This window comes from Oceanimonas sp. GK1 (genome assembly GCF_000243075.1).
Taxonomy (GTDB): domain Bacteria; phylum Pseudomonadota; class Gammaproteobacteria; order Enterobacterales; family Aeromonadaceae; genus Oceanimonas.
This window is the reverse complement of sequence record NC_016745.1, coordinates 740,001-760,010: the sequence shown is the minus strand read 5'-3', so window position 1 is coordinate 760,010 and position 20,010 is coordinate 740,001. Positions and strand designations below refer to the sequence as shown.

Genomic DNA, 20,010 nt, shown 5'->3' with positions numbered 1-20,010 from the left:
CGTTCACCTTGTCTTCGCTGATGTGCATCCTGCTTTCGTTCAGCACGCTAACGGGGTAAAGTTCTCAGGTGACGAATATTCATGATAATAATTATCACTTTCAATTAATGTTACACTTGTTACACACGGACCACCCATGACCACTTCTTCCAATCCCATGGTGCACACCCCGGTACCCCGGCTGTTTTTTCAATTCGCCGGCCATGCCTTGGTCAGTTTGCTGGCCATCACCAGTGCGTCAGTCATTGACGGACTCTTCGTCGGCAACCTGGTGGGGGCCGATGCCCTCGCCGCCGTGACCCTGCTGGTGCCCTGGCTGACCCTGCTGTTTGCCCTGGGGCTGGTGCTGGCCATCGGCGGCTCGGTCCGGGCCGGTCACCTGCTCGGCCAACAACAGCGACAGGCCGCCGGCCGGCTGTTTGGCGCCGCGGTGCTCGCTGCCGCCCTGGCGGTGGCGCTGGCAGGCCTGGTGATCACCCTCTGGCCCGAGCTGCTGTACCGGGCACTCAATGTGCCTGCCACCCTGCGTCCGCTGGTGGCGGAATACCTGGGCGTGATGAAGCTGGCGCTGGTGGTGCAGATCGCCACCATGGTGGCCTACTACTTCGTGCGTGCCGACGGTCACACCGGCCTGGCCACCCGCGCCCTGATCGCGGGGGCACTCAGTAACATTGCGCTCAATGCCCTGCTGGTGGGCGGGCTCAAACTGGGGCTGGCCGGGGCGGCCTGGGCCACGCTCCTGGCACAGCTGGTGCAAGCCGGGCTGATGGCACGCTATTTACGCCGTCCGGGCGCCATGCGCCTGCGCTTTCGCGGCTGGCCCTGGCAGGATCTGCGTGCCGCCCTGGCCAACGGCCTGTCGGAAGGCATCAATGAGGTATCGGTAGGGGTGATGATCTGGCTGGTGAACTGGCTGATGATGCGCGCTCAGGGCGCCGATGGCGTGGCCGCCTTCAGCATCGTCAACTACCTGATATTTATCGGCGTCATGACCTGTTATGGCATTGTCGACGGCGTGCATCCGCTGGTGAGTCACAATCTGGGCGCGGGGCAGGCCCAGCGGGCCAGGCAGGTGGTCAAACTGGCGGCCATCACCCTGGCCGGATTGGGCCTGGCCATGAGCACCTTGTTGCTGCTGGCGGGCCACCGTATTCCGGCCCTCTTTCTGGGCTCCGGCGAAACCGCCGCCATGGCCCAGGCCACCACCCTGATTGCCATTATCTGGCCGCTGTTTCTGTTCAACGGTTTCAATATGCTGATCGCGGTGACCTTTACCGCCCTGCAGCGGCCATTGCCCTCGGCGATCATCGCCTTCAGCCGCAGCCTGGTCCTGCCCGCAGGACTGATGTTATGGCTGGCCTGGGCCTTTCCGAGCCAGCCTTTCTTGCTGGCCCTGCCCCTGGCCGAAGCCCTGACCCTGGTGCTGGCCTTAGGGCTCGCGGCCCAGGCCCGCAGTCAGTCTCAAATAAACCAACGCTGCCGGCCTTGAGCCCGGCGCGAGGCCATTATTTGGCCAGTTTGTCCACCGCTTCGCGCATCAGCTTGAGCTTTTGCTGCCTCAGCTTGTCGTCGGCGGCGATTTTTTCCAGGGTGGCGGCCTTGAGATCCGCGTTGTCCATGGCATTGGCCCGGGCTTCGGCCATCAGCCGGTGCAGTTTCTGGCTTTGCTCCATCATGGCCAGCCGCGCCTGCTGGGTGGCGATAAACTGGGCCTTGAGCTCGGGGGTCGCCAGGCTTTCAATGCGCTGGGCCAGGTGCTGTTCAAAGCGAGCGGGATCCATATAGCCCACGCCCTGGCGTCCCTTGCCGTGATGACCCCAGCCACGATGACCATAACCCATTCGCTCCTGATCCTGGTCTCCCCACATGTATCCGGGGCCCATGCGATCCCCGGCCTCGTCATCCATCATGGTACCCCGTCCGCCCTGAGCACTGACCAGGGCAGGGACCGCCAGCAGGGTGGCCGCCAGCAGCAGAACATTACGATGCTTTTTCATGATGATATCCTCTCGTTGTGTTGACGGTGATCAGTTAAGCAGGAAGCTGTCAGCAAACTGTGTCGGCAAGGGGCTTTTTTGCAACAAATTGTCACAGCGAAAGCGCTGACACACTTTGACATTATTTCCCTCCCCTCCTCAGCTTATACTGAGCCGGCACAGGCAGGAGGACAAACATGAACAAGGGCAAAGACTTGCTGGTGGTGGACGATCACGGGGAAATCCGAGATCTGCTGGCCCGCTTTCTGGAGCAGCACGGCTACCGGGTGCAGGGGGTGCGGGACGGCAATGCCATGCGCCAGCACCTGGCCCGCCAGCAGCCGGATCTGATCATTCTCGACCTGATGCTGCCCGGTGACGACGGCCTGACCCTGTGCCGGGAGCTGCGTGGCCAGGGCAACACTGTGCCCATCATCATGCTCACCGCCATGGGTGAAGACACCGATCGTATCGTGGGCCTGGAAATGGGTGCCGACGACTACCTGCCCAAGCCCTTCAACCCCCGCGAGCTGCTGGCCCGCATCAAGGCGGTGCTGCGGCGCCAGCCCGATAACGGCCCGCTCACCGTGAACGACAGCCCGCAGGCACTGCGTTTTGGCCACTGGCGGCTGGATCTGGCCCGGCGGGAACTGCTGAATGAAAAGGGCGTGACCATCAGCCTGAGCACCGCCGAATTCGATCTGCTGCGAGTCTTTACCCAGCACCCGAACCGGGTACTGAGCCGGGATCAACTGCTGGACCTGGCCCGGGGCCGGGAAGCTCAGGCCTTTGATCGGGCCATCGATACCCTGGTCAGCCGGCTTCGGCGCAAGCTGGAGGCCGACTCGAAAAATCCGCAGCTGATTAAAACCATCTGGGGCGGCGGCTACCTGCTGGCGGCCGAAGTACAGTATGAAGACTAAGGGGCTGCGCTACTGGCTGGGCAGCCTCACCGGCCAGATCATTCTGGTGGCCCTGTGTGCCCTGGTACTGGTGCAGTTGATCAGCCTGCAAATCTACCGGCTGGAGCGGGAGGAAGCCCTGGGTCTGGTGAACAGCCGCTTTACCCTGCAACGGCTGATGGCGGTGACCCGGCTGCTGCACCAGTCGCCCCCCGAGCTGCACCGGGAAATTCTGCGCGCCAGCCGCAGCGAAACCCTGCTGCTGGACCTGAGCCCGAATGCCCCGGAGGCCGGCGAGCGCCATCCGGTGTTTGAACGCATCGTGCGCAACCGGCTGGGTCATGCTCCCGGGCTCGACATTCGCATCAGCGCCGAAACCGGCCGCGGCCAGGCCCTGCCGCCTGCCGACCGGCGTCATCGCCATGCCCCCCACGACCGCCGCCCCGACATTCGCCTGTATGGGGGCATCGAGCTGGAAAACGGCCTCTGGCTGCGCTTTACCTCCCTGGTGGATACCGAAGTACCAGGCTGGTCATTCAAGGCCGTGTTGTCACTGCTGCTGCTGGCTGCCCTGCTCACCGGCCTGATGGTCTGGCTGCTGCAACGCACCACCCGACCGCTGAAGCAACTGGCCCGGCGGGCCGAACGGCTGGGCCGGGGCGACAAGGCCGAACCGCTGCCGGAAACCGGCCCCAGCGAAATCCGCGACACCCTGTCGGCCTTTAACCGCATGCAGGAGCGGCTGGATCGCTTTGTGACCGACCGTACCCGCATGCTGGCCGCCATTTCCCACGACTTGCGCACACCGCTCACCAGCCTGCAGTTGCGCTGCGAATTCCTGCCCGAAGGGGAAGACAAGCACAAGCTGCAGCAGGGGCTGAAGCGCATGGAGCAGATGCTCAATGCCACCCTGCGCTTTGCCCGGGACGATGGCCAGGACGAACCCATGCGCGACCTGGATCTGGCCAGCCTGGTACAGAGCCTGTGTGACGATCTGCAGGATGCCGGCCACCAGGTCAGCCTGGAGGAGCGCGCGCCCATTCTGTTTCGTGGCCGCAGCCAGGCCCTGCGCCGGGCTCTGCAGAACCTGCTGGAAAACGGCATCAAGTATGGCAACCGGGTGGAAGTGCGGCTGCTGGACGAACCCGGCCATATTCGCATTCTGATCCGCGACTTCGGCCCCGGCATTGCCGACGATCAGCTGGAAGAGGTGTTCAAGCCCTTCACCCGCCTCGACAGCGCCCGCAACCTGGAAGACGGAAGCATCGGCCTGGGGCTGGCCATTGCCCGCACCCTGATCCACCAGCACGGCGGCGAACTGTACCTGGCCAACCACCCGGCCGGCGGCCTGCTGGCCACCGTGCTGCTGCCCCATTAGCTCGCTCACCTGCACCTCGAAGCAGCAGCCCCGGTCTTTACTCCCCCCGGTAAACTGCCTACATTGATGAGCCTCGATCAAACCACAAGGACGACCTTCACCATGAAAGACGAAACCCTGGCCGTGCACCACGGTTACACCACGGATCCCACCACCAAATCCGTGGCCACTCCCATTTACCAGACCGTGGCCTACGAGTTTGACAGCGCCCAGCACGGCGCCGATCTGTTCAACCTGGAAGTGCCGGGCAACATCTACACCCGCATCATGAACCCCACCAACGACGTGCTGGAGCAGCGGGTGGCGGCCCTGGAAGGCGGCATCGCTGGCCTGGTGGTGTCGGCAGGCAGCGCCGCCATTCACTACGCCCTGCTCACCCTGGCCAAAAACGGCGACAACATCGTCACCACCCCCCAGCTTTATGGTGGCACCTATACCCTGCTGGCCCACATGCTGCCCGACATGGGCATTGAAGTGCGCTTTGCCGAAAACGCCAGCCCCGAAGCCATTGCCAAACTCATCGACGCCAACACCAAGGCGGTGTACTGCGAGAGCATCGGCAACCCGGCGGGCAACGTGGCCGACATTAAAGGCCTGGCCGACGTGGCCCATGCCGAGGGCGTACCTCTGGTGGTGGACAACACCGTGGCCACCCCGGTGCTGTGCAAGCCCATCGAGTTTGGCGCCGACATCGTGGTGCACTCGCTCACCAAGTACATCGGCGGCCACGGCAACTCCCTGGGCGGCATTATCGTCGACAGCGGCAAGTTCCCCTGGGCCGAGCACAAGGAACGCTTTCCCCAGTTCAGCAACCCCGAGGCCGCCTACCACGGTGTGATCTACAACGAGGCCTTTGGCCCCGCCGCCTTTATTGCCCGGGCCCGCACCGTGCCCCTGCGCAACACCGGCAGCGCCCTGGCACCGCTCAACGCCTTTCTGCTGCTGCAGGGGCTGGAAACCCTGTCCCTGCGCATGGAGCGCCATGTGGAAAACACCTTCAAGGTGGCCGAGTACCTCAAGGCCCACCCGGCGGTGGACTGGGTCAACTACGCCGGCCTGGAAGATCACCCGGATTACCAGCGCGCCCAGCAGTTTATGAAGGGCAAGCCCTCCGCAATACTGTCATTTGGCCTGAAGGGCGGTTACGACGCCGGTGTGCGCTTCTACGATGCGCTCCAGCTTATCAAGCGGCTGGTGAACATCGGTGATGCCAAGTCCCTGGCCTGCCATCCGGCCTCCACCACCCACCGCCAGATGACCGCCGCCGAACAGGCCCAGGCCGGGGTCAAACCGGAAATGATCCGGCTGTCCATCGGCATTGAGCATATCGACGACATCATTGCCGATCTCGAGCAAGCGCTGCAGGCATAACACTCCCCAGTGGAGGCCGCCCGGCCTCCACGCTTGACGTGCCGTCATCCTGTTGACTCTTGACTAAACTCCAGGGTTTACACTGATCTCAGTGTCTTCATCAAGAGAGCCCATCATGAGTCATTGTTGTGATCACCACAGGGACAGCCCCGCCTCCCGCCCAGCCGGGGACCGCCATGGCCCCGAGCTCCAGGCCGGCGTGACCACCACCCTGCATCACTGGCGCATCGGTGGCATGGACTGCCCCAGCTGTGCCGGCAAAATAGAAACCGCGGTGCGTCGCCTGCCCGGGGTACACAGCGCCGAGGTACGCTTTGCCACCGAGCGGCTGCAGGTACGGCTGACGCCACAAGGCAGTCGGGAGCAGGTGGTACGGGCCATTCACGCCGCCGGCTTTACCCCCTTCAGCGACCAGGAGGCGCCGCCGGCCGCCCCCTTCTGGCGCCGGCACTTTTCCCTGCTGGGCTTGCTGCTGCTTATGCTGCTGGCCGCCGCCGTCCAGCTGGTGCTGCCCGCCGCCGCTCCCTGGCTGTTTACCCTCGCCACCCTGTGGGGACTGGTGCCCATCGCGCGTCAGGCCGGACGCCTGGCCCGCAGCGGCTCCCCCTTTTCTATTGAAATGCTGATGACGGTGGCTGCCACCGGCGCCCTGTTCCTCGGGGAAACCGCCGAGGCGGCCATGGTGCTGTTGCTGTTTGGCATCGGCGAAAAACTGGAAAGCCTGGCCGCCGGCCGCGCCCGCCAGGGGGTAAAGGCCCTGATGGCGCTGGTGCCCGAGCAAGCCCGGCGACTGACCGCCGGCGGGGTGGAAGAGGTGGCCATCAGCGAACTCCTTCCCGACGACCACATCGAGGTGCACCCCGGCGGCCGGCTGCCCGCCGACGGCATTCTGCTCTCGGCCCAGGCGGCCTTTGACGAAAGCGCCATTACCGGCGAATCGCTGCCGGTGGAGCGCAGCCAGGGCGACCGGCTGGCCGCCGGCAGCCTGGTCGTCGACGTGGCGGTACGCATAAAAGTGACCTCCCAACCCGGCCACAGCACCCTGGATCGCATCCTGCACCTGATGGAAGAGGCCGATGCCAGCCGCGCGCCCATCGCGCGGTTTATCGACCGCTTCAGCCGCTGGTATACCCCGGCCATGATCGCCACCGCCGCCCTGGTGGCGGTGCTGCCGCCGCTGGCGCTGGGTGCCGGCTGGGAGACCTGGATTTACCGGGGCCTGGTGCTGCTGCTGATCGGCTGTCCCTGTGCCCTGGTGATTTCTACCCCGGCGGCGGTGACCTCGGCACTGGCCGCCGCCACCCGCATGGGCGTGCTGATCAAGGGCGGGGCGGCCCTGGAGCAACTGGGCAAAATCGACACCCTGGCCTTTGACAAGACCGGCACCCTGACCCAGGGGCAGCCGGTACTGCACCAGCTGTGCCTGTACGCCCCCTTTGAGCGCCGGCAGGTGCTGGCACTGGCCGCCGGGCTGGAAAGCGGCTCCCACCATCCTCTGGCCAGTGCCCTGGTGAATGCGGCCGAGACCGAGGGCATTGAGCCCGCCGAAACCGGAGAAAAACGCACTCTGCCCGGCGCCGGCATTGCCAGCCGCTGGCAGGGCAAGCCGGTGCTGATCTGTACCCCGGCGCACCTGGATGCCAGCCGCTTCACTCAGGAGCAGGCCACGGATATCGAACGGCTGCGGGCCGCCGCCTGCACCCTGGTGGTGCTGGTGGTGGACGAGCGCATCGCCGCCCTCTTCGGGCTGCAGGATCCCCTGCGCCAGGACGCCAAAGCGGGCATAGCGGCACTGCAGGCACTGGGGGTTCGCGGCCTGATGCTGACCGGGGATCATGAGGTCACCGCCCGTCATATTGCTGCCGAGCTGGGCATGGAGTACCACGCCGGTCTGACGCCCGAGCACAAGCTGCAGGCGGTGGCCCGGCTTAGTGAACAGCACGTTCTGGGCATGGTGGGCGATGGCATCAACGATGCGCCGGCCCTCAAGCAGGCCAGCATCGGCATCGCCATGGGCCAGGGCACCGACGTGGCGCTGGACAGCGCCGACGCCGCCCTTACTCACAACCGGCTGACCGCCCTGGCCGACGCGGTGCGGCTGTCCCGGGCCACCCGCGCCAACATTCACCAGAACATCACCCTGGCACTGGGCCTGAAGGCGGTGTTTCTGGTGACCAGTCTGCTCGGCATCACCGGCCTGTGGCTGGCGGTGCTGGCCGATACCGGCGCCACCGCCCTGGTGACCCTCAACGCCCTGCGGCTGCTGGGGTTCAGCGGCCGGCCGTAACGAAACAGCCCCCGGCAACCGGGTTGCCGGGTGCTGTTATTCCAACCGTCATCTTTACTCGGCAGCCGCCACCGGCGGACGCACCCCCAGACTGTGGCAGATGGCGTAGGTCAACTCGGAGCGGTTCAGGGTATAGAAGTGGAAATCCTTGACCCCTTCCCGGCTCAGCACCCGTACCTGATCCATGGCGATGCTGGCCCCCACCAGATTGCGGGTGTTCTGATCGTCTTCCAGCCCGGCAAAACGCTGGTGCATCCAGCTCGGGATCTTGACGTTGGAGAAACCGGCAAACTTCAGCAGGGTCTGGTAGTTGGACACCGGCAGAATGCCCGGCACGATTTCCACATCAATACCGATGGTCACGCAGCGATCCCGAAACCGCAGGTAGGACTCCACATCAAAGAAAAACTGGGTGATGGCCCGGTTGGCACCGGCATCAATCTTGCGCTTGAGGTTCAGCAGATCCGCCTGGGCGCTTTTCGCCTCCGGGTGCACTTCCGGATAGGCCGCCACCGAAATGTCGAAGTCCGCCTCTTCCTTCAGCAGGCCCACCAGGTCGGCGGCGTACATGTCCGGCTTTTCCATGCCCTGGGGCAAGTCGCCACGCAGCGCCACTATCTGGCGAATGCCGTTATTCCAGTAGTCCCGGGCAATGCCACGCAGCTCGTCGCGGCTGGCATCGATGCAGGTCAGGTGCGGTGCGGCAATCAGGCCGGTCTTGTCCTGAATGTCCTTGATCACCTTGTGGGTGCGGTCCCGGGTGCCGGAGTTGGCGCCGTAGGTGACGGAGACAAACTTGGGCGCCAGCGTCTTCAGCCGCTCAATGGAGTGCCACAGGGTCTGCTCCATCTGTTCGCTGTTGGGCGGAAAGAACTCGAATGACACATTGATATCGCCATTCAGCTCGGACAGCGACTGATTCAGCGCTTCTACATGACGCGCACTGTGAAAACCCATGATTGTCTCCTGATGACTTACTTTTTACTCAAGTGAATCCATTATGCCCGGAATATCGGCGTCGGCTCGGTGGGAATGTGCGCAGAGTGAGGTCTCAATGGTGATCACATCCGCATCCTGGCGGGCAATGGACTCGATGACGTTGTGGGGCTCAGAGTAACACATGTGAGTGGGAATCTCTCTTTGGCACTAAAGAGGCCCGGACGTCTATATGGCTGAATATTTGCACGTCTGAACTTTCAGAGGCAAGCCCTTCTTTTAAAAAAGTAATAAATACTGCCATTCACGCATTACGTGAAACATGAGATCGAGCACAGCCAGCCATAACGGAGCTTATGACTGACAGGTGCCAATGGACTGCCCGGTGAATGCAGACTGACGCGGAACTGGGTGCTCACTCAGCCCATGCCCTGCTCCGCCAGCACGCGGGTGATGATGGGCACCGGACTTTGCAGGTGCTCGCGCATCATGGCCGCCGCCCGGGGATCACGAGCGAGAATGACGTCCAGCAGCCCCTGGTGCTCCTGCTGCTTGTGGGCCAGGGCCTGCTCACTGAACACGGTGCGCTTGAGCCATAAATGCCGGTAACGAGCGGCCTGATCCATCAGGGTTCGGCGCACCACCAGCAACTGGGGCGAGTTGCAGCCGGCGGCCACCGCCTGGTGAAACGCCTGATGGCGGGTATCCCACTGATTCAGCTGATCTTCTACCGAATCCAGGTGGGTCACCTTGGCCAGGGCATGATGGGCCGCCACCACCCCCGCCTCCCACAAATCGTCTCCCCGGGCCATGGCCAGCTCCACAATCAGGCCTTCCAGCTGAGCCCGAGCATCGTAGATGTCTTCCAGCTCCGCCACCGACATGGGGCTGACGCGAAACCCGCGCTGGCTCTCGGCAGTCACCAGCCGCTCCGACACCAGCTGCGACAGCGCTTCCCGCAGCGGGCTGACGCCCAGGCCATAGCGGCTTTTCAGGCCGCTCATCAGCAGCTTTTCGCCGGGGCCGAAGTGACTTTCAATGATGTCCTGTTTCAGTTGCTGGTAGGCGGTACGGGCCAGGTTTTCCCGCGGGGGCTCGGGGTGGTTCATGGTGGACTCTCGCTCAGGGTGAATGGGCCGCATTATAACGAAATTGCAACAGAGATCATAAAATCACCACGAACAATTGACATAAATACAAAATGTCGACATTTTATAAATACAGCGACATTGGTCGCGTTCATCAACACAGTGTCATTACAAGGAAGCCCCCTATGTCCAACATCGCCACCGCCGATTTCGCCCACCACCAGTACCAGGGATTCAGCCTGGCACCGGCCGCCCAGTCCGACCGTCTGCTGGAACTGCGCTTTGACGAAAACACCGTCAACGCCTTCCTTAAGGCCACCGCCGAATGGCCGATACAGGCGCTGGAATACAAGTCCTTCCTGCGTTTTCGCGTGGCCCAGGTCCTCAACGATCTGTGCGGTCAGGCGCTGCAGCCGCTGCTGATCAACACCCTGGTCGACCGCAACACCGGCGCCCTGCTGATAACCCCGGAAGGCCTGAACCAGGTGGAGCAGGCGGAAGACATGGTCAAGTTCACCACCGCCGTGGCCCACCTGTTTGGCCGCTCCAACTTCGACGCCATGAGCGGCCAGTATTACGCCCGCTTTGTGGTGCAGAACCAGGACAACTCCGACAGCTACCTGCGCCAGGCCCACCGGGTGATGGAGCTGCACAACGACGGCACCTTCGTTGAGCAGGACACCGACTATGTGCTGATGCTGAAAATTGACGAGCAAAACATGGAAGGCGGCAACTCCCTGCTGCTGCACCTGGACGACTGGGAGCACCTGGATCGCTTCTACGCCGATCCCATGGCCCGCCGGGTGATGCGCTGGGCCGCGCCGCCCAGCAAGAACACCACCAAGGACGTGTATCACGCCGTGTTCGATACCGATCGCAGCGGCAAGCCCATCATGTCCTACATCGACCAGTTCGTGCAGCCCAAGAACTACGAAGAAGGTGTGTGGCTGGCAGACCTGTCCGATGCCATTGAGACCAGCACCAAGCAGCTGTCGGTACGGGTCCCCACCGGCTCTTTCCTGCTGATCAACAACCACTTCTGGCTGCACGGTCGCGACAAGTTCATCGCCCACGACGGTCTGCGCCGGGAGCTGATGCGTCAGCGCGGTTACTTTACCCATGCCAAGACCCTGAAAACCCCCAGCCAGGGCTAACGGCATTGACAAGGTGCCGCCGGCGCCTTGATATTCAACCATAAACAGGACCGCCGGGGCTTACCCCGGCGTTTGCCTTCTTTACCTACGAGTGAGCAGCACAGTGTTTGACTTCATCATTATCGGCGGCGGCATCGTCGGCATGTCTACCGCCTGGCAACTGAAAAAGACCTATCCCGACAGCAAAATGCTGCTGCTGGAAAAGGAAAGCGGCCCGGCCCGGCATCAGACCGGCCACAACAGCGGCGTGATCCACGCCGGCGTGTATTACACCCCCGGCAGCCTGAAGGCGAAGTTTTGCCTGGAAGGCAACCGCGCCACCAAAGACTTCTGCCGCGAGCACGACATTCCCTTTGACGAGTGCGGCAAGCTGCTGGTGGCCACCAACGAACTGGAAATGGATCGAATGAAGGCGCTGTGGGACAGAAGCGAGGCCAACGGCCTGGAACGCTACTGGCTGAACGGCGACGAGCTCAAGGAGCGCGAGCCCAATATCACCGGACTGGGCGGTATTTTCGTGCCCTCCAGCGGCATTGTGGACTACAAGCAGGTGACCGCCGCCATGGGCCGGGAATTCCAGCGCCTGGGCGGGGAAATCCGCTATAACGCCGAGGTGACCGGCCTCACTGAGGAAGCCAGCCAGGTGGTGGTGCAGACCAGCCAGGGCGAGTTCCAGGGCAAGTTCCTGGTGTCCTGCTCCGGTCTGATGGCCGACCGGGTGGTGCGCATGCTGGGCCTGCAGCCCGAGTTTAAAATCTGCCCCTTCCGCGGCGAGTACTACCTGCTCAAACCAGAGCACAATCAGATTGTGAACCACCTGATCTACCCGATCCCGGATCCGAACATGCCCTTCCTCGGTGTCCACCTCACCCGCATGATCGACGGCACCGTCACCGTGGGCCCCAATGCCGTGCTGGCGTTCAAGCGCGAAGGCTACAACAAGCGGGATATCTCCCTGAGCGACACCCTGGAAATGCTGACCTATCCGGGCATTCTCAAGGTGCTGATGAAAAACCTCAAACCCGGCCTGACGGAAATGAAAAACTCCATCAACAAGGCCGGCTACCTGGAGCTGGTACGCAAGTACTGCCCCAGCCTGGCCCTGGACGATCTCACCCCCTACCCCGCCGGCATTCGCGCCCAGGCGGTATCCAAAGACGGCAAACTGGTGGACGACTTTTTGTTCGTTAACACCAAACGCACCCTGAACGTGTGCAACGCGCCGTCGCCGGCGGCCACCTCCGCCATTCCCATCGGCGGTTATATCGTCGACAAGATTAAAGAGCAGGTGGAATTGCCCGTGGCCGTGGCCTGAGTTTTATTTTTGCCAATAAAAAAGGGCAGACCCATGGTCTGCCCAAAAAACACTGCCGAGGCTTAATCCCCTCTCAACCCACTTTGCAAATCAATCAGAAGCTGTAACCCAGGCCAAACATCAGTACTACCGGATCGATGCTGGTTTGGTAAGTTTGACCAAGAGCTTTTGAAGTCACATCAGTATCGATATCAATTACCCAGGCGGACGCGTTTACAAACAGCCTGTCGGTCACTTTCATATCCAGACCAGCCTGGGCCGCCAGGCCCCAGGAGTCATCCAGTTTCACATCATCGCCATCCAGCGCATTACGGCCTTCCTCATCAAAGAAGAAAGTATAGTTCACACCAGCGCCTACATAAGGGCGCACCTTGCTCTGGGCATTGCCGAAATAGTACTGGCCCATCAGGGTCGGCGGCAGGTGCTTGATCTTGGCAACTTCACCCAGATCTCGGGTGCTCACGGAGTGGGAAAACGGTGTCGCAGCCAGCAGTTCCACGCCCCAGTTATCGGTGAGCATATAGGAGAAGGTCAGGCCCAGCTGGGTATTGGAGTTTGGGTCCAGATGACCAGTTCCCAGTACCTCATCACCACTGCTATGAGGCGCCACGGTAGCGGCACCGGCGCGCACCAGAATATCACCGGCCTGGTGGGCAAAGGCGGCGGACGGGGCCATCAGGGCGGCGGCAACCAGAAGAGCAACTTTTTTCATATTCTGTCCTTAATATTTCTGCTGCGAAGTTTTCAACTGGGGCCAGTTTGCCCGAAGTGCGTCGGAACTTTTTTGATTTGACGCAAACCAGGGTCGCTTTTCCAAAAGGCCGGGCACTTTTTCACAACCCGAAAAAATAGCCTTGCCGGCCACTGGTCAAAACTCATCGCTTGGGGTATATCTTTGGTTATCGAATACAGGCAGCGCTTTTAGCGTTGCCTGCTTTTTTATTGGAGGTTGATATGGCCCAGTTGCCGCCCATTACTATTTCTACCCTGGATCTGGCCCGGCTTGAGGCCTTGCTCGAGAAACAACCCGACTCGGAAGCCGTCCGCCGGCTGGAAGACGAGCTGGATCGCGCCAATGTGGTGGCGCCCGAAGCCATGCCTGGCAATATTGTCACCATGAACTCGGTGATCCGCTTCCGCATGGCAAAGGAGGACGAAACCTTTACCAAGACCCTGTGCTTTCCCCGAGACATGGACGGCAGCAAAGACAAGATCTCGGTGCTGGCCCCCATTGGTTCGGCCCTGCTCGGCCTTTCCGTGGGCCAGACCATTGAATGGCCCGGCCCCAACGGCAACACCCTGACGGTGACCATTACCGATGTGGAATACCAGCCCGAGCGGGCCGGCGATTACCAGTCGTAACAGGAAAGAAGGCGCGCGATGGCGCCTTTTTTCGTTTTATGACTTCACGAAACAGAGCGGCGATGCTTGCTCTCTTTCCCTTGCCGTAGCATGCTTTGTGCCTGATTTTTCAATCACTTCCACCTTGCCATGAATGCCCTTGCCGACAGCCTGTTGTTTTCCCTGTCCATTACCGGCCCCATTTGCCTGTTATTGATGCTGGGCTTTTTTCTGCGCCGCACCCAAATGATGAACGAAGGTTTTATCGACGGGGCCAGCAAGCTGGTATTCAATATCACACTACCGGTGCTGCTGTTTACCAGCATCGCCCGGACCGATCTCGACCAGATGGCCAGCCCGGGACTGATTGGCTACGGCATCGGAGCCACCCTGGTGGCGTTCCTGCTGCTCGAGTGGCTCGCCCGTTACCTGACTCCCGACGCCCGGCTGCGGGGCGTGCTGGTGCAGGGGGCCTTTCGGGCCAACATGGGCATTATTGGCCTGGCCTACGTCAACAATGCCTACGGCAGCCAGGGTCTGGCGGCCATGGCCATGTACGTAGCCTGCCTGACCATACTGTTCAACATTTTGGCCGTGGTCACCCTTAACCGCAGCCTGAGCCAGGGCCAGACACTGCAGACCGGCAACATCATGGGCGGCATCGTTAAAAATCCACTGATCATTGGCATCGTCGCCGCCCTGCCCTTTGCCGCAACCGATTGGCAGGTACCAACCATGCTGATGACCACCGGGCATTACCTGGCACAGATGACCCTGCCGGTGGCGCTGTTATGTACCGGCGCCACCCTTAACCTGAGGCCGGGCCGGGAAGAAACCGGCCTGCTACCTCCCGTGTTGTTGCTGCGCCTGCTGCTGATTCCCGGCCTGCTCACCCTGGGCGCCTGGCTGCTGGGATTTCGCGGGGCCGAACTGACCATGCTGTTTCTGATCAATGCCTCGCCCACCGCCGCTGCCAGCTATGTGATGGTGCGGGCCATGGGCGGCAACGCCGTGCTGGCCGCCAATATCATTGCCGTGACCACGCTTGGCTCCCTGCTCACCACCAGCCTGGGCGCCACCCTGCTCGGGGCGCTGGGCGAGTTTTAATGCAAGCAGCAAAAGAGTCACGTATGGTAACAGCATGACGTTCTGCCCAGGCCCATTATGTCCCGAGAAAAAGCCCTGACCCTGGATGCCCTGCGCGTGCTCGACGCCATCGACCGCCGGGGCAGTTTTGCCGCCGCCGCCGATGAGCTGGGCAAGGTCCCCTCTGCGCTCAGTTACACCGTGCAGAAACTGGAAGACGAGCTGGATCTGTCGTTGTTCGATCGCTCCGGCCACAAAACCCGCTTCACCCCGGTGGGCCGTCTGTTGCTGGATCAGGGCCGCCACCTGCTGCAGGCATCCAACCAGCTGGTGGAAGCCGCCCGCGCCCTGGAGCGGGGCTGGGAAACCAGCCTGACCCTGGCGGTAGACGGCATACTGCCCAGCCGCAGTCTGTTTCCCGCCATCAACAGCTTGCTCGGCCAGACCGATACCGATATTCGGCTGTCCCACGAGATCCTGGCCGGCAGCTGGGAGGCGCTGGAAACCGGCCGGGCCGATCTGGCCATTGCCGTGCTACAAGAAGACATACCGGTACATTCCGGCATCAAGACACAACCGCTCTATCAGGAAACCTTTGTCTACGTGGCGCACCCCGACCACCCCATTCACCGGGAAACCGCCCCCATCAGTGCCGAGGTACTACAGGGTTATCGAGCCATTGCCGTGGCCGACACCGCCCGGCATAAACCGCCACTCACCTTTAACCTGTTAAACCGCCAGTCACGGCTCACCGTCAGTACCATGCAGGACAAGGTGGAGGCGCTCAGGGCGGGACTGGGCATTTCCACCCTGCCACAGGCCTGGTTGGGGGACATGATCGACCGGGGCGAACTGAAGGAGATTGCCGGCATTGAACGGCTGCGCGCTCAGGTAGTATTGGCCTGGCGCAGAGACTCGATGGGCCAGGCCAAAAGCTGGCTGATACGCCAGCTTCCGGCCCTGCTGGAAAGAAAGGAAACGTCAGCGGCCTCGTGACGGCAAAGCCGCCTGTACTCGCGTGACCAGAGCGTCCATCAGTCCGGTTTGCAACAACCAGGCCAGACCAAAGGCCGCCACCGCAAAGGCTCCCACGTAAATATCGGTCAACCAGTGCGCCCCCCCCATGACCCGGGGGGCGGAGAACACCACCACAAACAGGCAACCCCAGAGCCCCGCTTTCCATGAAAGATAACGCCAGGCAAAGGCGGTAAAGATCATCAGCATCAGGCCATGATCGCCGGGAAAGCTGTCACCGGAAGCATCCTTGGTCTTGAACGGCGCCAATTCGGTCAGCCTCAGCACGTTGTCAAAGGTCAGGGTCGGGCTGGGGCGCTCCACCGGAATGGCCCGCCCCAGCTGGTTCAGCCCCACGGCGGTCAGCAGCATGCATACGCCGATGATCACCAGCCGACGGCGTTGCTCGGTATCCGCCTGGCGATAGACGCTGTAATAGACAGCCCCCATGGCCAGCAAGGCGACGCCGTCAAAGGCCCGGTTGTTGAATGCCGCGATCAGGTTAACCCAGGTCTGGCTTTCTCCCAGCTTGTGGTTAAAAAAGTAAAACACCGCCTTGTCGAGATCGAACCAGAAACCATGGTTCGGCAGCCAGAACCAACTGCCCAGCACGGCAAAGGCCGCCAGGTTCCAGAACACCAGTTTATTGTAATTTATCGGCATGAATCCCCCTTGAAATAAGGGAAGCATTGTACGGAATTTTACCGACACTGTGCAGCCTGTCGCATGGCCACAGCATGGTCACAAGGGATGATTTGACAGGTTGAGCAAGGGGGATTTTACTGAAGGCAAAACAGCAAAAAGCCCTTAGCTATCAACTAGCTAAGGGCTTCTTTAAGATGGCGGAGCGGACGGGACTCGAACCCGCGACCCCCGGCGTGACAGGCCGGTATTCTAACCAACTGAACTACCGCTCCGCAAAAGCTGTATAGTCAGGAGTACTATATTGGGTGCCTGGCAGTGACCTACTTTCACATGGCAGCTGCCACACTATCATCGGCGCGGGTGCGTTTCACTGCTGAGTTCGGCATGGAGTCAGGTGGTTCCACAACGCTATGGCCGCCAGGCATTAAACTTGAATTCGAAAAAAGCTTTGTGATGAATCTGTTTTGTTCTCGAGACTACAAGTCTCTCACACTTCTTGGGTGTTGTATGGTTAAGCCGCACGGGTCATTAGTACAGGTTAGCTACACGCCTCACAGCGCTTCCACACCCTGCCTATCAACGTCCTGGTCTCGGACGGCCCTTTAGAGGCATCAAGTGCCTAGGGATGACTCATCTCGAGGCTCGCTTCCCGCTTAGATGCTTTCAGCGGTTATCGATTCCGAACTTAGCTACCGGGCAGTGCCACTGGCGTGACAACCCGAACACCAGAGGTTCGTCCACTCCGGTCCTCTCGTACTAGGAGCAGCCCCTCTCAATCATCCAACGCCCACGGCAGATAGGGACCGAACTGTCTCACGACGTTCTGAACCCAGCTCGCGTACCACTTTAAATGGCGAACAGCCATACCCTTGGGACCGACTTCAGCCCCAGGATGTGATGAGCCGACATCGAGGTGCCAAACACCGCCGTCGATATGAACTCTTGGGCGGTATCAGCCTGTTATCCCCGGAGTACCTTTTATCCGTTGAGCGATGGCCCTTCCATTCAGAACCACCGGATCACTATGACCTGCTTTCGCACCTGCTCGACCTGTCCGTCTCGCAGTTAAGCTGGCTTATGCCATTGCACTAACCGTACGATGTCCGACCGTACTTAGCCAACCTTCGTGCTCCTCCGTTACACTTTGGGAGGAGACCGCCCCAGTCAAACTACCCACCAGGCACTGTCCTCACCCCCGATAAGGGGGCCAAGTTAGAACATCAAACATACAAGGGTGGTATTTCAAGGTCGGCTCCACGGCAACTGGCGTCACCGCTTCACAGCCTCCCACCTATCCTACACATGTAGGGTCAATGTTCAGTGCCAAGCTATAGTAAAGGTTCACGGGGTCTTTCCGTCTAGCCGCGGGTACACCGCATCTTCACGGCGATTTCAATTTCACTGAGTCTCGGGTGGAGACAGCGTGGCCATGGTTACACCATTCGTGCAGGTCGGAACTTACCCGACAAGGAATTTCGCTACCTTAGGACCGTTATAGTTACGGCCGCCGTTTACCGGGGCTTCGATCAAGAGCTTCACCTTGCGGCTAACCCCATCAATTAACCTTCCGGCACCGGGCAGGTGTCACACCGTATACGTCCTCTTGCGAGTTGGCACAGTGCTGTGTTTTTGATAAACAGTCCCAGCCACCTGGTCACTGCGACTGGCTCAGGCTCCATCCGCGAAGGACTTCACCCGCTCCAGCGTACCTTCTCCCGAAGTTACGGTACTATTTTGCCTAGTTCCTTCACCCGAGTTCTCTCAAGCGCCTTGGTATTCTCTACCCGACCACCTGTGTCGGTTTGGGGTACGGTTCACACACATCTGAAGCTTAGAGGCTTTTCCTGGAAGCAGGGCATCAATGACTTCGGTACCGTAGTACCTTCGTCTCGGGTCTCAGCGTTATGACTCCGGATTTGCCTAAAGTCACCGCCTACGCCCTTTCACCAGGACAACCAACGCCTGGCCCATCTAGCCTTCTCCGTCCCCCCATCGCAATGTGTGTCAGTACGGGAATATTAACCCGTTTCCCATCGACTACGCCTTTCGGCCTCGCCTTAGGGGCCGACTCACCCTGCCCCGATTAACGTTGGACAGGAACCCTTGGTCTTCCGGCGAGGAGGTTTTTCACCCCCTTTATCGTTACTCATGTCAGCATTCGCACTTCTGATATCTCCAGCATGCTTCACAACACACCTTCGCAGACTTACAGAACGCTCCCCTACCACTCACGCAAAGCGTGAATCCGCGGCTTCGGTGCCTAGTTTTAGCCCCGTTACATCTTCCGCGCAGGCCGACTCGACCAGTGAGCTATTACGCTTTCTTTAAATGATGGCTGCTTCTAAGCCAACATCCTGGCTGTCTGAGCCTTCCCACCTCGTTTCCCACTTAACTAGGACTTTGGGACCTTAGCCGGCGGTCTGGGTTGTTTCCCTCTTCACGACGGACGTTAGCACCCGCCGTGTGTCTCCCGGATAGTACTTACTGGTATTCGGAGTTTGCATGGGGTTGGTAAGTCGGGATGACCCCCTAGCCCAAACAGTGCTCTACCCCCAGTAGTATTCGTCCGAGGCGCTACCTAAATAGCTTTCGGGGAGAACCAGCTATCTCCCGGTTTGATTGGTCTTTCACCCCCAGCCACAAGTCATCCCCTAATTTTGCAACATTAGTGGGTTCGGTCCTCCAGTTGATGTTACTCAACCTTCAACCTGCTCATGGCTAGATCACCGGGTTTCGGGTCTACTCCTAGCAACTATTCGCCCAGTTAAGACTCGGTTTCCCTACGGCTCCCCTATACGGTTAACCTTGCTACTAAAAGTAAGTCGCTGACCCATTATACAAAAGGTACGCAGTCACCTAACGAGTAGGCTTCCACTGCTTGTACGTACACGGTTTCAGGTTCTATTTCACTCCCCTCACAGGGGTTCTTTTCGCCTTTCCCTCACGGTACTGGTTCACTATCGGTCAGTCAGGAGTATTTAGCCTTGGAGGATGGTCCCCCCATGTTCAGACAGGATATCACGTGTCCCGTCCTACTCGATTTCACAACGAGAGCGGTTTTGTGTACGGGGCTATCACCCTGTATTGCCGGCCTTTCCAGGACCGTTCCACTACCACTCACGCTGCTTAAGGGCTGGTCCCCGTTCGCTCGCCGCTACTAGGGGAATCTCGGTTGATTTCTTTTCCTCGGGGTACTTAGATGTTTCAGTTCTCCCGGTTCGCCTCGCTGCGCTATGTATTCGCGCAGCGATACTCTACAAAGTAGAGTGGGTTTCCCCATTCGGACATCACGGGCTCAAGCGCTTCTTACCAGCTCACCCGTGCTTAACGCAGGTTAGTACGTCCTTCATCGCCTCTGACTGCCAAGGCATCCACCGTGCACGCTTAGTCACTTAACCATACAACCCCAAGAAGTCTGTGCCCGGTTGTGTCTTAGTGCTTATTTCTTCGTTATGCCGGCCACTCAATCAGTCACATAGCATCAAGCTATGCTCCTTCAATCGTCTCCGTCATGCCT

Annotated in this window: 15 protein-coding genes, 1 tRNA gene, 2 rRNA genes and 1 pseudogene; 10 read left to right on the top strand and 9 right to left on the bottom strand. The window is 60.5% G+C overall.

The annotated features are described in order from the left end of the window. The first annotated feature begins 136 nt into the window (after positions 1–136). Entirely contained in the window at positions 137–1,489 is a 1,353-nt protein-coding gene (locus GU3_RS03635; RefSeq protein WP_014291203.1) for an MATE family efflux transporter, read from the top strand. 16 nt (positions 1,490–1,505) lie between these two features. Here the strand turns inward: GU3_RS03635 and GU3_RS03630 are convergent, their stop codons facing one another. After that, the gene (locus tag GU3_RS03630) at positions 1,506–1,997 is read right to left on the bottom strand and encodes a hypothetical protein (protein WP_014291202.1); all 492 of its coding nucleotides are present in this window, start codon (positions 1,995–1,997) and stop codon (positions 1,506–1,508) included. Between the two features lie 176 nt (positions 1,998–2,173). On the opposite strand from GU3_RS03630, the gene GU3_RS03625 reads away from it, so the two are divergent. The 4 genes from GU3_RS03625 to GU3_RS03610 all read left to right on the top strand — a co-directional run bounded on the left by GU3_RS03625 (position 2,174) and on the right by GU3_RS03610 (position 7,914). Further along, positions 2,174–2,899, top strand: coding sequence for a response regulator (locus GU3_RS03625; protein ID WP_014291201.1), 726 nt, complete (start codon positions 2,174–2,176; stop codon positions 2,897–2,899). Then, positions 2,889–4,256 (top strand): ATP-binding protein, encoded by a 1,368-nt coding sequence (locus GU3_RS03620; RefSeq protein WP_014291200.1) that lies wholly within the window; start codon positions 2,889–2,891, stop codon positions 4,254–4,256. The genes GU3_RS03625 and GU3_RS03620 overlap by 11 nt, the downstream gene beginning before the upstream one ends. A 102-nt stretch (positions 4,257–4,358) precedes the next feature. Further along, positions 4,359–5,627, top strand: a complete 1,269-nt coding sequence (locus tag GU3_RS03615) for an O-acetylhomoserine aminocarboxypropyltransferase/cysteine synthase family protein (protein ID WP_014291199.1) — start codon at positions 4,359–4,361, stop codon at positions 5,625–5,627. Positions 5,628–5,742: 115 nt separating this feature from the next. After that, positions 5,743–7,914 (top strand): heavy metal translocating P-type ATPase, encoded by a 2,172-nt coding sequence (locus GU3_RS03610; protein WP_014291198.1) that lies wholly within the window; start codon positions 5,743–5,745, stop codon positions 7,912–7,914. A 54-nt stretch (positions 7,915–7,968) separates the two neighbouring features. Here the strand turns inward: GU3_RS03610 and metF are convergent, their stop codons facing one another. From metF to csiR, 3 genes and pseudogenes are all read right to left on the bottom strand, one after another. After that, positions 7,969–8,871, bottom strand: a complete 903-nt coding sequence (metF, locus tag GU3_RS03605) for a methylenetetrahydrofolate reductase (protein ID WP_014291197.1) — start codon at positions 8,869–8,871, stop codon at positions 7,969–7,971. Positions 8,872–8,958: 87 nt separating this feature from the next. After that, positions 8,959–9,051, bottom strand: a pseudogene (locus GU3_RS17305) (hypothetical protein); the annotation flags it as partial. Between the two features lie 218 nt (positions 9,052–9,269). Next, a complete protein-coding gene (gene csiR, locus GU3_RS03600; RefSeq protein ID WP_014291195.1) occupies positions 9,270–9,959 on the bottom strand; it encodes a DNA-binding transcriptional regulator CsiR in 690 nt (229 codons plus the stop codon). Positions 9,960–10,123: 164 nt separating this feature from the next. Here csiR and glaH point away from each other — a divergent pair, with 164 nt between their 5' ends. Both glaH and lhgO read left to right on the top strand, forming a co-directional pair. After that, positions 10,124–11,092: a glutarate dioxygenase GlaH gene (gene glaH, locus GU3_RS03595; protein ID WP_014291194.1), complete on the top strand. Its 969-nt coding sequence runs from the start codon at positions 10,124–10,126 to the stop codon at positions 11,090–11,092. A gap of 103 nt (positions 11,093–11,195) precedes the next feature. Beyond that, entirely contained in the window at positions 11,196–12,407 is a 1,212-nt protein-coding gene (gene lhgO, locus GU3_RS03590) for an L-2-hydroxyglutarate oxidase (RefSeq protein WP_014291193.1), read from the top strand. Between the two features lie 94 nt (positions 12,408–12,501). Here lhgO and GU3_RS03585 read toward each other — a convergent pair whose 3' ends face one another. Then, positions 12,502–13,119: an OmpW family outer membrane protein gene (locus tag GU3_RS03585; RefSeq protein WP_014291192.1), complete on the bottom strand. Its 618-nt coding sequence runs from the start codon at positions 13,117–13,119 to the stop codon at positions 12,502–12,504. A gap of 242 nt (positions 13,120–13,361) precedes the next feature. On the opposite strand from GU3_RS03585, the gene rnk reads away from it, so the two are divergent. The 3 genes from rnk to GU3_RS03570 all read left to right on the top strand — a co-directional run bounded on the left by rnk (position 13,362) and on the right by GU3_RS03570 (position 15,830). Further along, positions 13,362–13,769, top strand: coding sequence for a nucleoside diphosphate kinase regulator (rnk, locus tag GU3_RS03580; RefSeq protein ID WP_014291191.1), 408 nt, complete (start codon positions 13,362–13,364; stop codon positions 13,767–13,769). Positions 13,770–13,898: 129 nt separating this feature from the next. Further along, positions 13,899–14,855 carry an AEC family transporter gene (locus tag GU3_RS03575; RefSeq protein ID WP_014291190.1) on the top strand — a complete coding sequence of 319 codons (957 nt, stop codon included), beginning with the start codon at positions 13,899–13,901 and terminating at the stop codon, positions 14,853–14,855. Between the two features lie 57 nt (positions 14,856–14,912). Next, positions 14,913–15,830, top strand: coding sequence for a LysR family transcriptional regulator (locus GU3_RS03570; RefSeq protein ID WP_014291189.1), 918 nt, complete (start codon positions 14,913–14,915; stop codon positions 15,828–15,830). On the opposite strand, the gene GU3_RS03565 is transcribed toward GU3_RS03570, so the two are convergent. The 4 genes from GU3_RS03565 to GU3_RS03550 form a co-directional block, all read right to left on the bottom strand. After that, the gene (locus GU3_RS03565) at positions 15,816–16,511 is read right to left on the bottom strand and encodes a phosphatase PAP2 family protein (RefSeq protein WP_014291188.1); all 696 of its coding nucleotides are present in this window, start codon (positions 16,509–16,511) and stop codon (positions 15,816–15,818) included. The genes GU3_RS03570 and GU3_RS03565 overlap by 15 nt on opposite strands. Positions 16,512–16,688: 177 nt before the next feature. Continuing rightward, a tRNA-Asp gene (locus tag GU3_RS03560) sits at positions 16,689–16,765 on the bottom strand. Positions 16,766–16,800: 35 nt separating this feature from the next. Beyond that, positions 16,801–16,915: ribosomal RNA gene (gene rrf, locus GU3_RS03555) — 5S ribosomal RNA — on the bottom strand. Positions 16,916–17,000: 85 nt separating this feature from the next. After that, positions 17,001–19,891, bottom strand: a 23S ribosomal RNA gene (locus GU3_RS03550). Positions 19,892–20,010 lie beyond the last annotated feature (119 nt).

Bases quoted from the DNA above. Each gene is read 5' to 3' on its own strand.
- GU3_RS03635 (WP_014291203.1), top strand. From the start codon at position 137: ATGACCACTTCTTCCAATCCCATGGTGCACACCCCGGTACCCCGGCTG.
- GU3_RS03630 (WP_014291202.1), bottom strand. From the start codon at position 1,997: ATGAAAAAGCATCGTAATGTTCTGCTGCTGGCGGCCACCCTGCTGGCG.
- GU3_RS03625 (WP_014291201.1), top strand. From the start codon at position 2,174: ATGAACAAGGGCAAAGACTTGCTGGTGGTGGACGATCACGGGGAAATC.
- GU3_RS03620 (WP_014291200.1), top strand. From the start codon at position 2,889: ATGAAGACTAAGGGGCTGCGCTACTGGCTGGGCAGCCTCACCGGCCAG.
- GU3_RS03615 (WP_014291199.1), top strand. From the start codon at position 4,359: ATGAAAGACGAAACCCTGGCCGTGCACCACGGTTACACCACGGATCCC.
- GU3_RS03610 (WP_014291198.1), top strand. From the start codon at position 5,743: ATGAGTCATTGTTGTGATCACCACAGGGACAGCCCCGCCTCCCGCCCA.
- metF (WP_014291197.1), bottom strand. From the start codon at position 8,871: ATGGGTTTTCACAGTGCGCGTCATGTAGAAGCGCTGAATCAGTCGCTG.
- csiR (WP_014291195.1), bottom strand. From the start codon at position 9,959: ATGAACCACCCCGAGCCCCCGCGGGAAAACCTGGCCCGTACCGCCTAC.
- glaH (WP_014291194.1), top strand. From the start codon at position 10,124: ATGTCCAACATCGCCACCGCCGATTTCGCCCACCACCAGTACCAGGGA.
- GU3_RS03585 (WP_014291192.1), bottom strand. From the start codon at position 13,119: ATGAAAAAAGTTGCTCTTCTGGTTGCCGCCGCCCTGATGGCCCCGTCC.
- rnk (WP_014291191.1), top strand. From the start codon at position 13,362: ATGGCCCAGTTGCCGCCCATTACTATTTCTACCCTGGATCTGGCCCGG.
- GU3_RS03575 (WP_014291190.1), top strand. From the start codon at position 13,899: ATGAATGCCCTTGCCGACAGCCTGTTGTTTTCCCTGTCCATTACCGGC.
- GU3_RS03570 (WP_014291189.1), top strand. From the start codon at position 14,913: ATGTCCCGAGAAAAAGCCCTGACCCTGGATGCCCTGCGCGTGCTCGAC.
- GU3_RS03565 (WP_014291188.1), bottom strand. From the start codon at position 16,511: ATGCCGATAAATTACAATAAACTGGTGTTCTGGAACCTGGCGGCCTTT.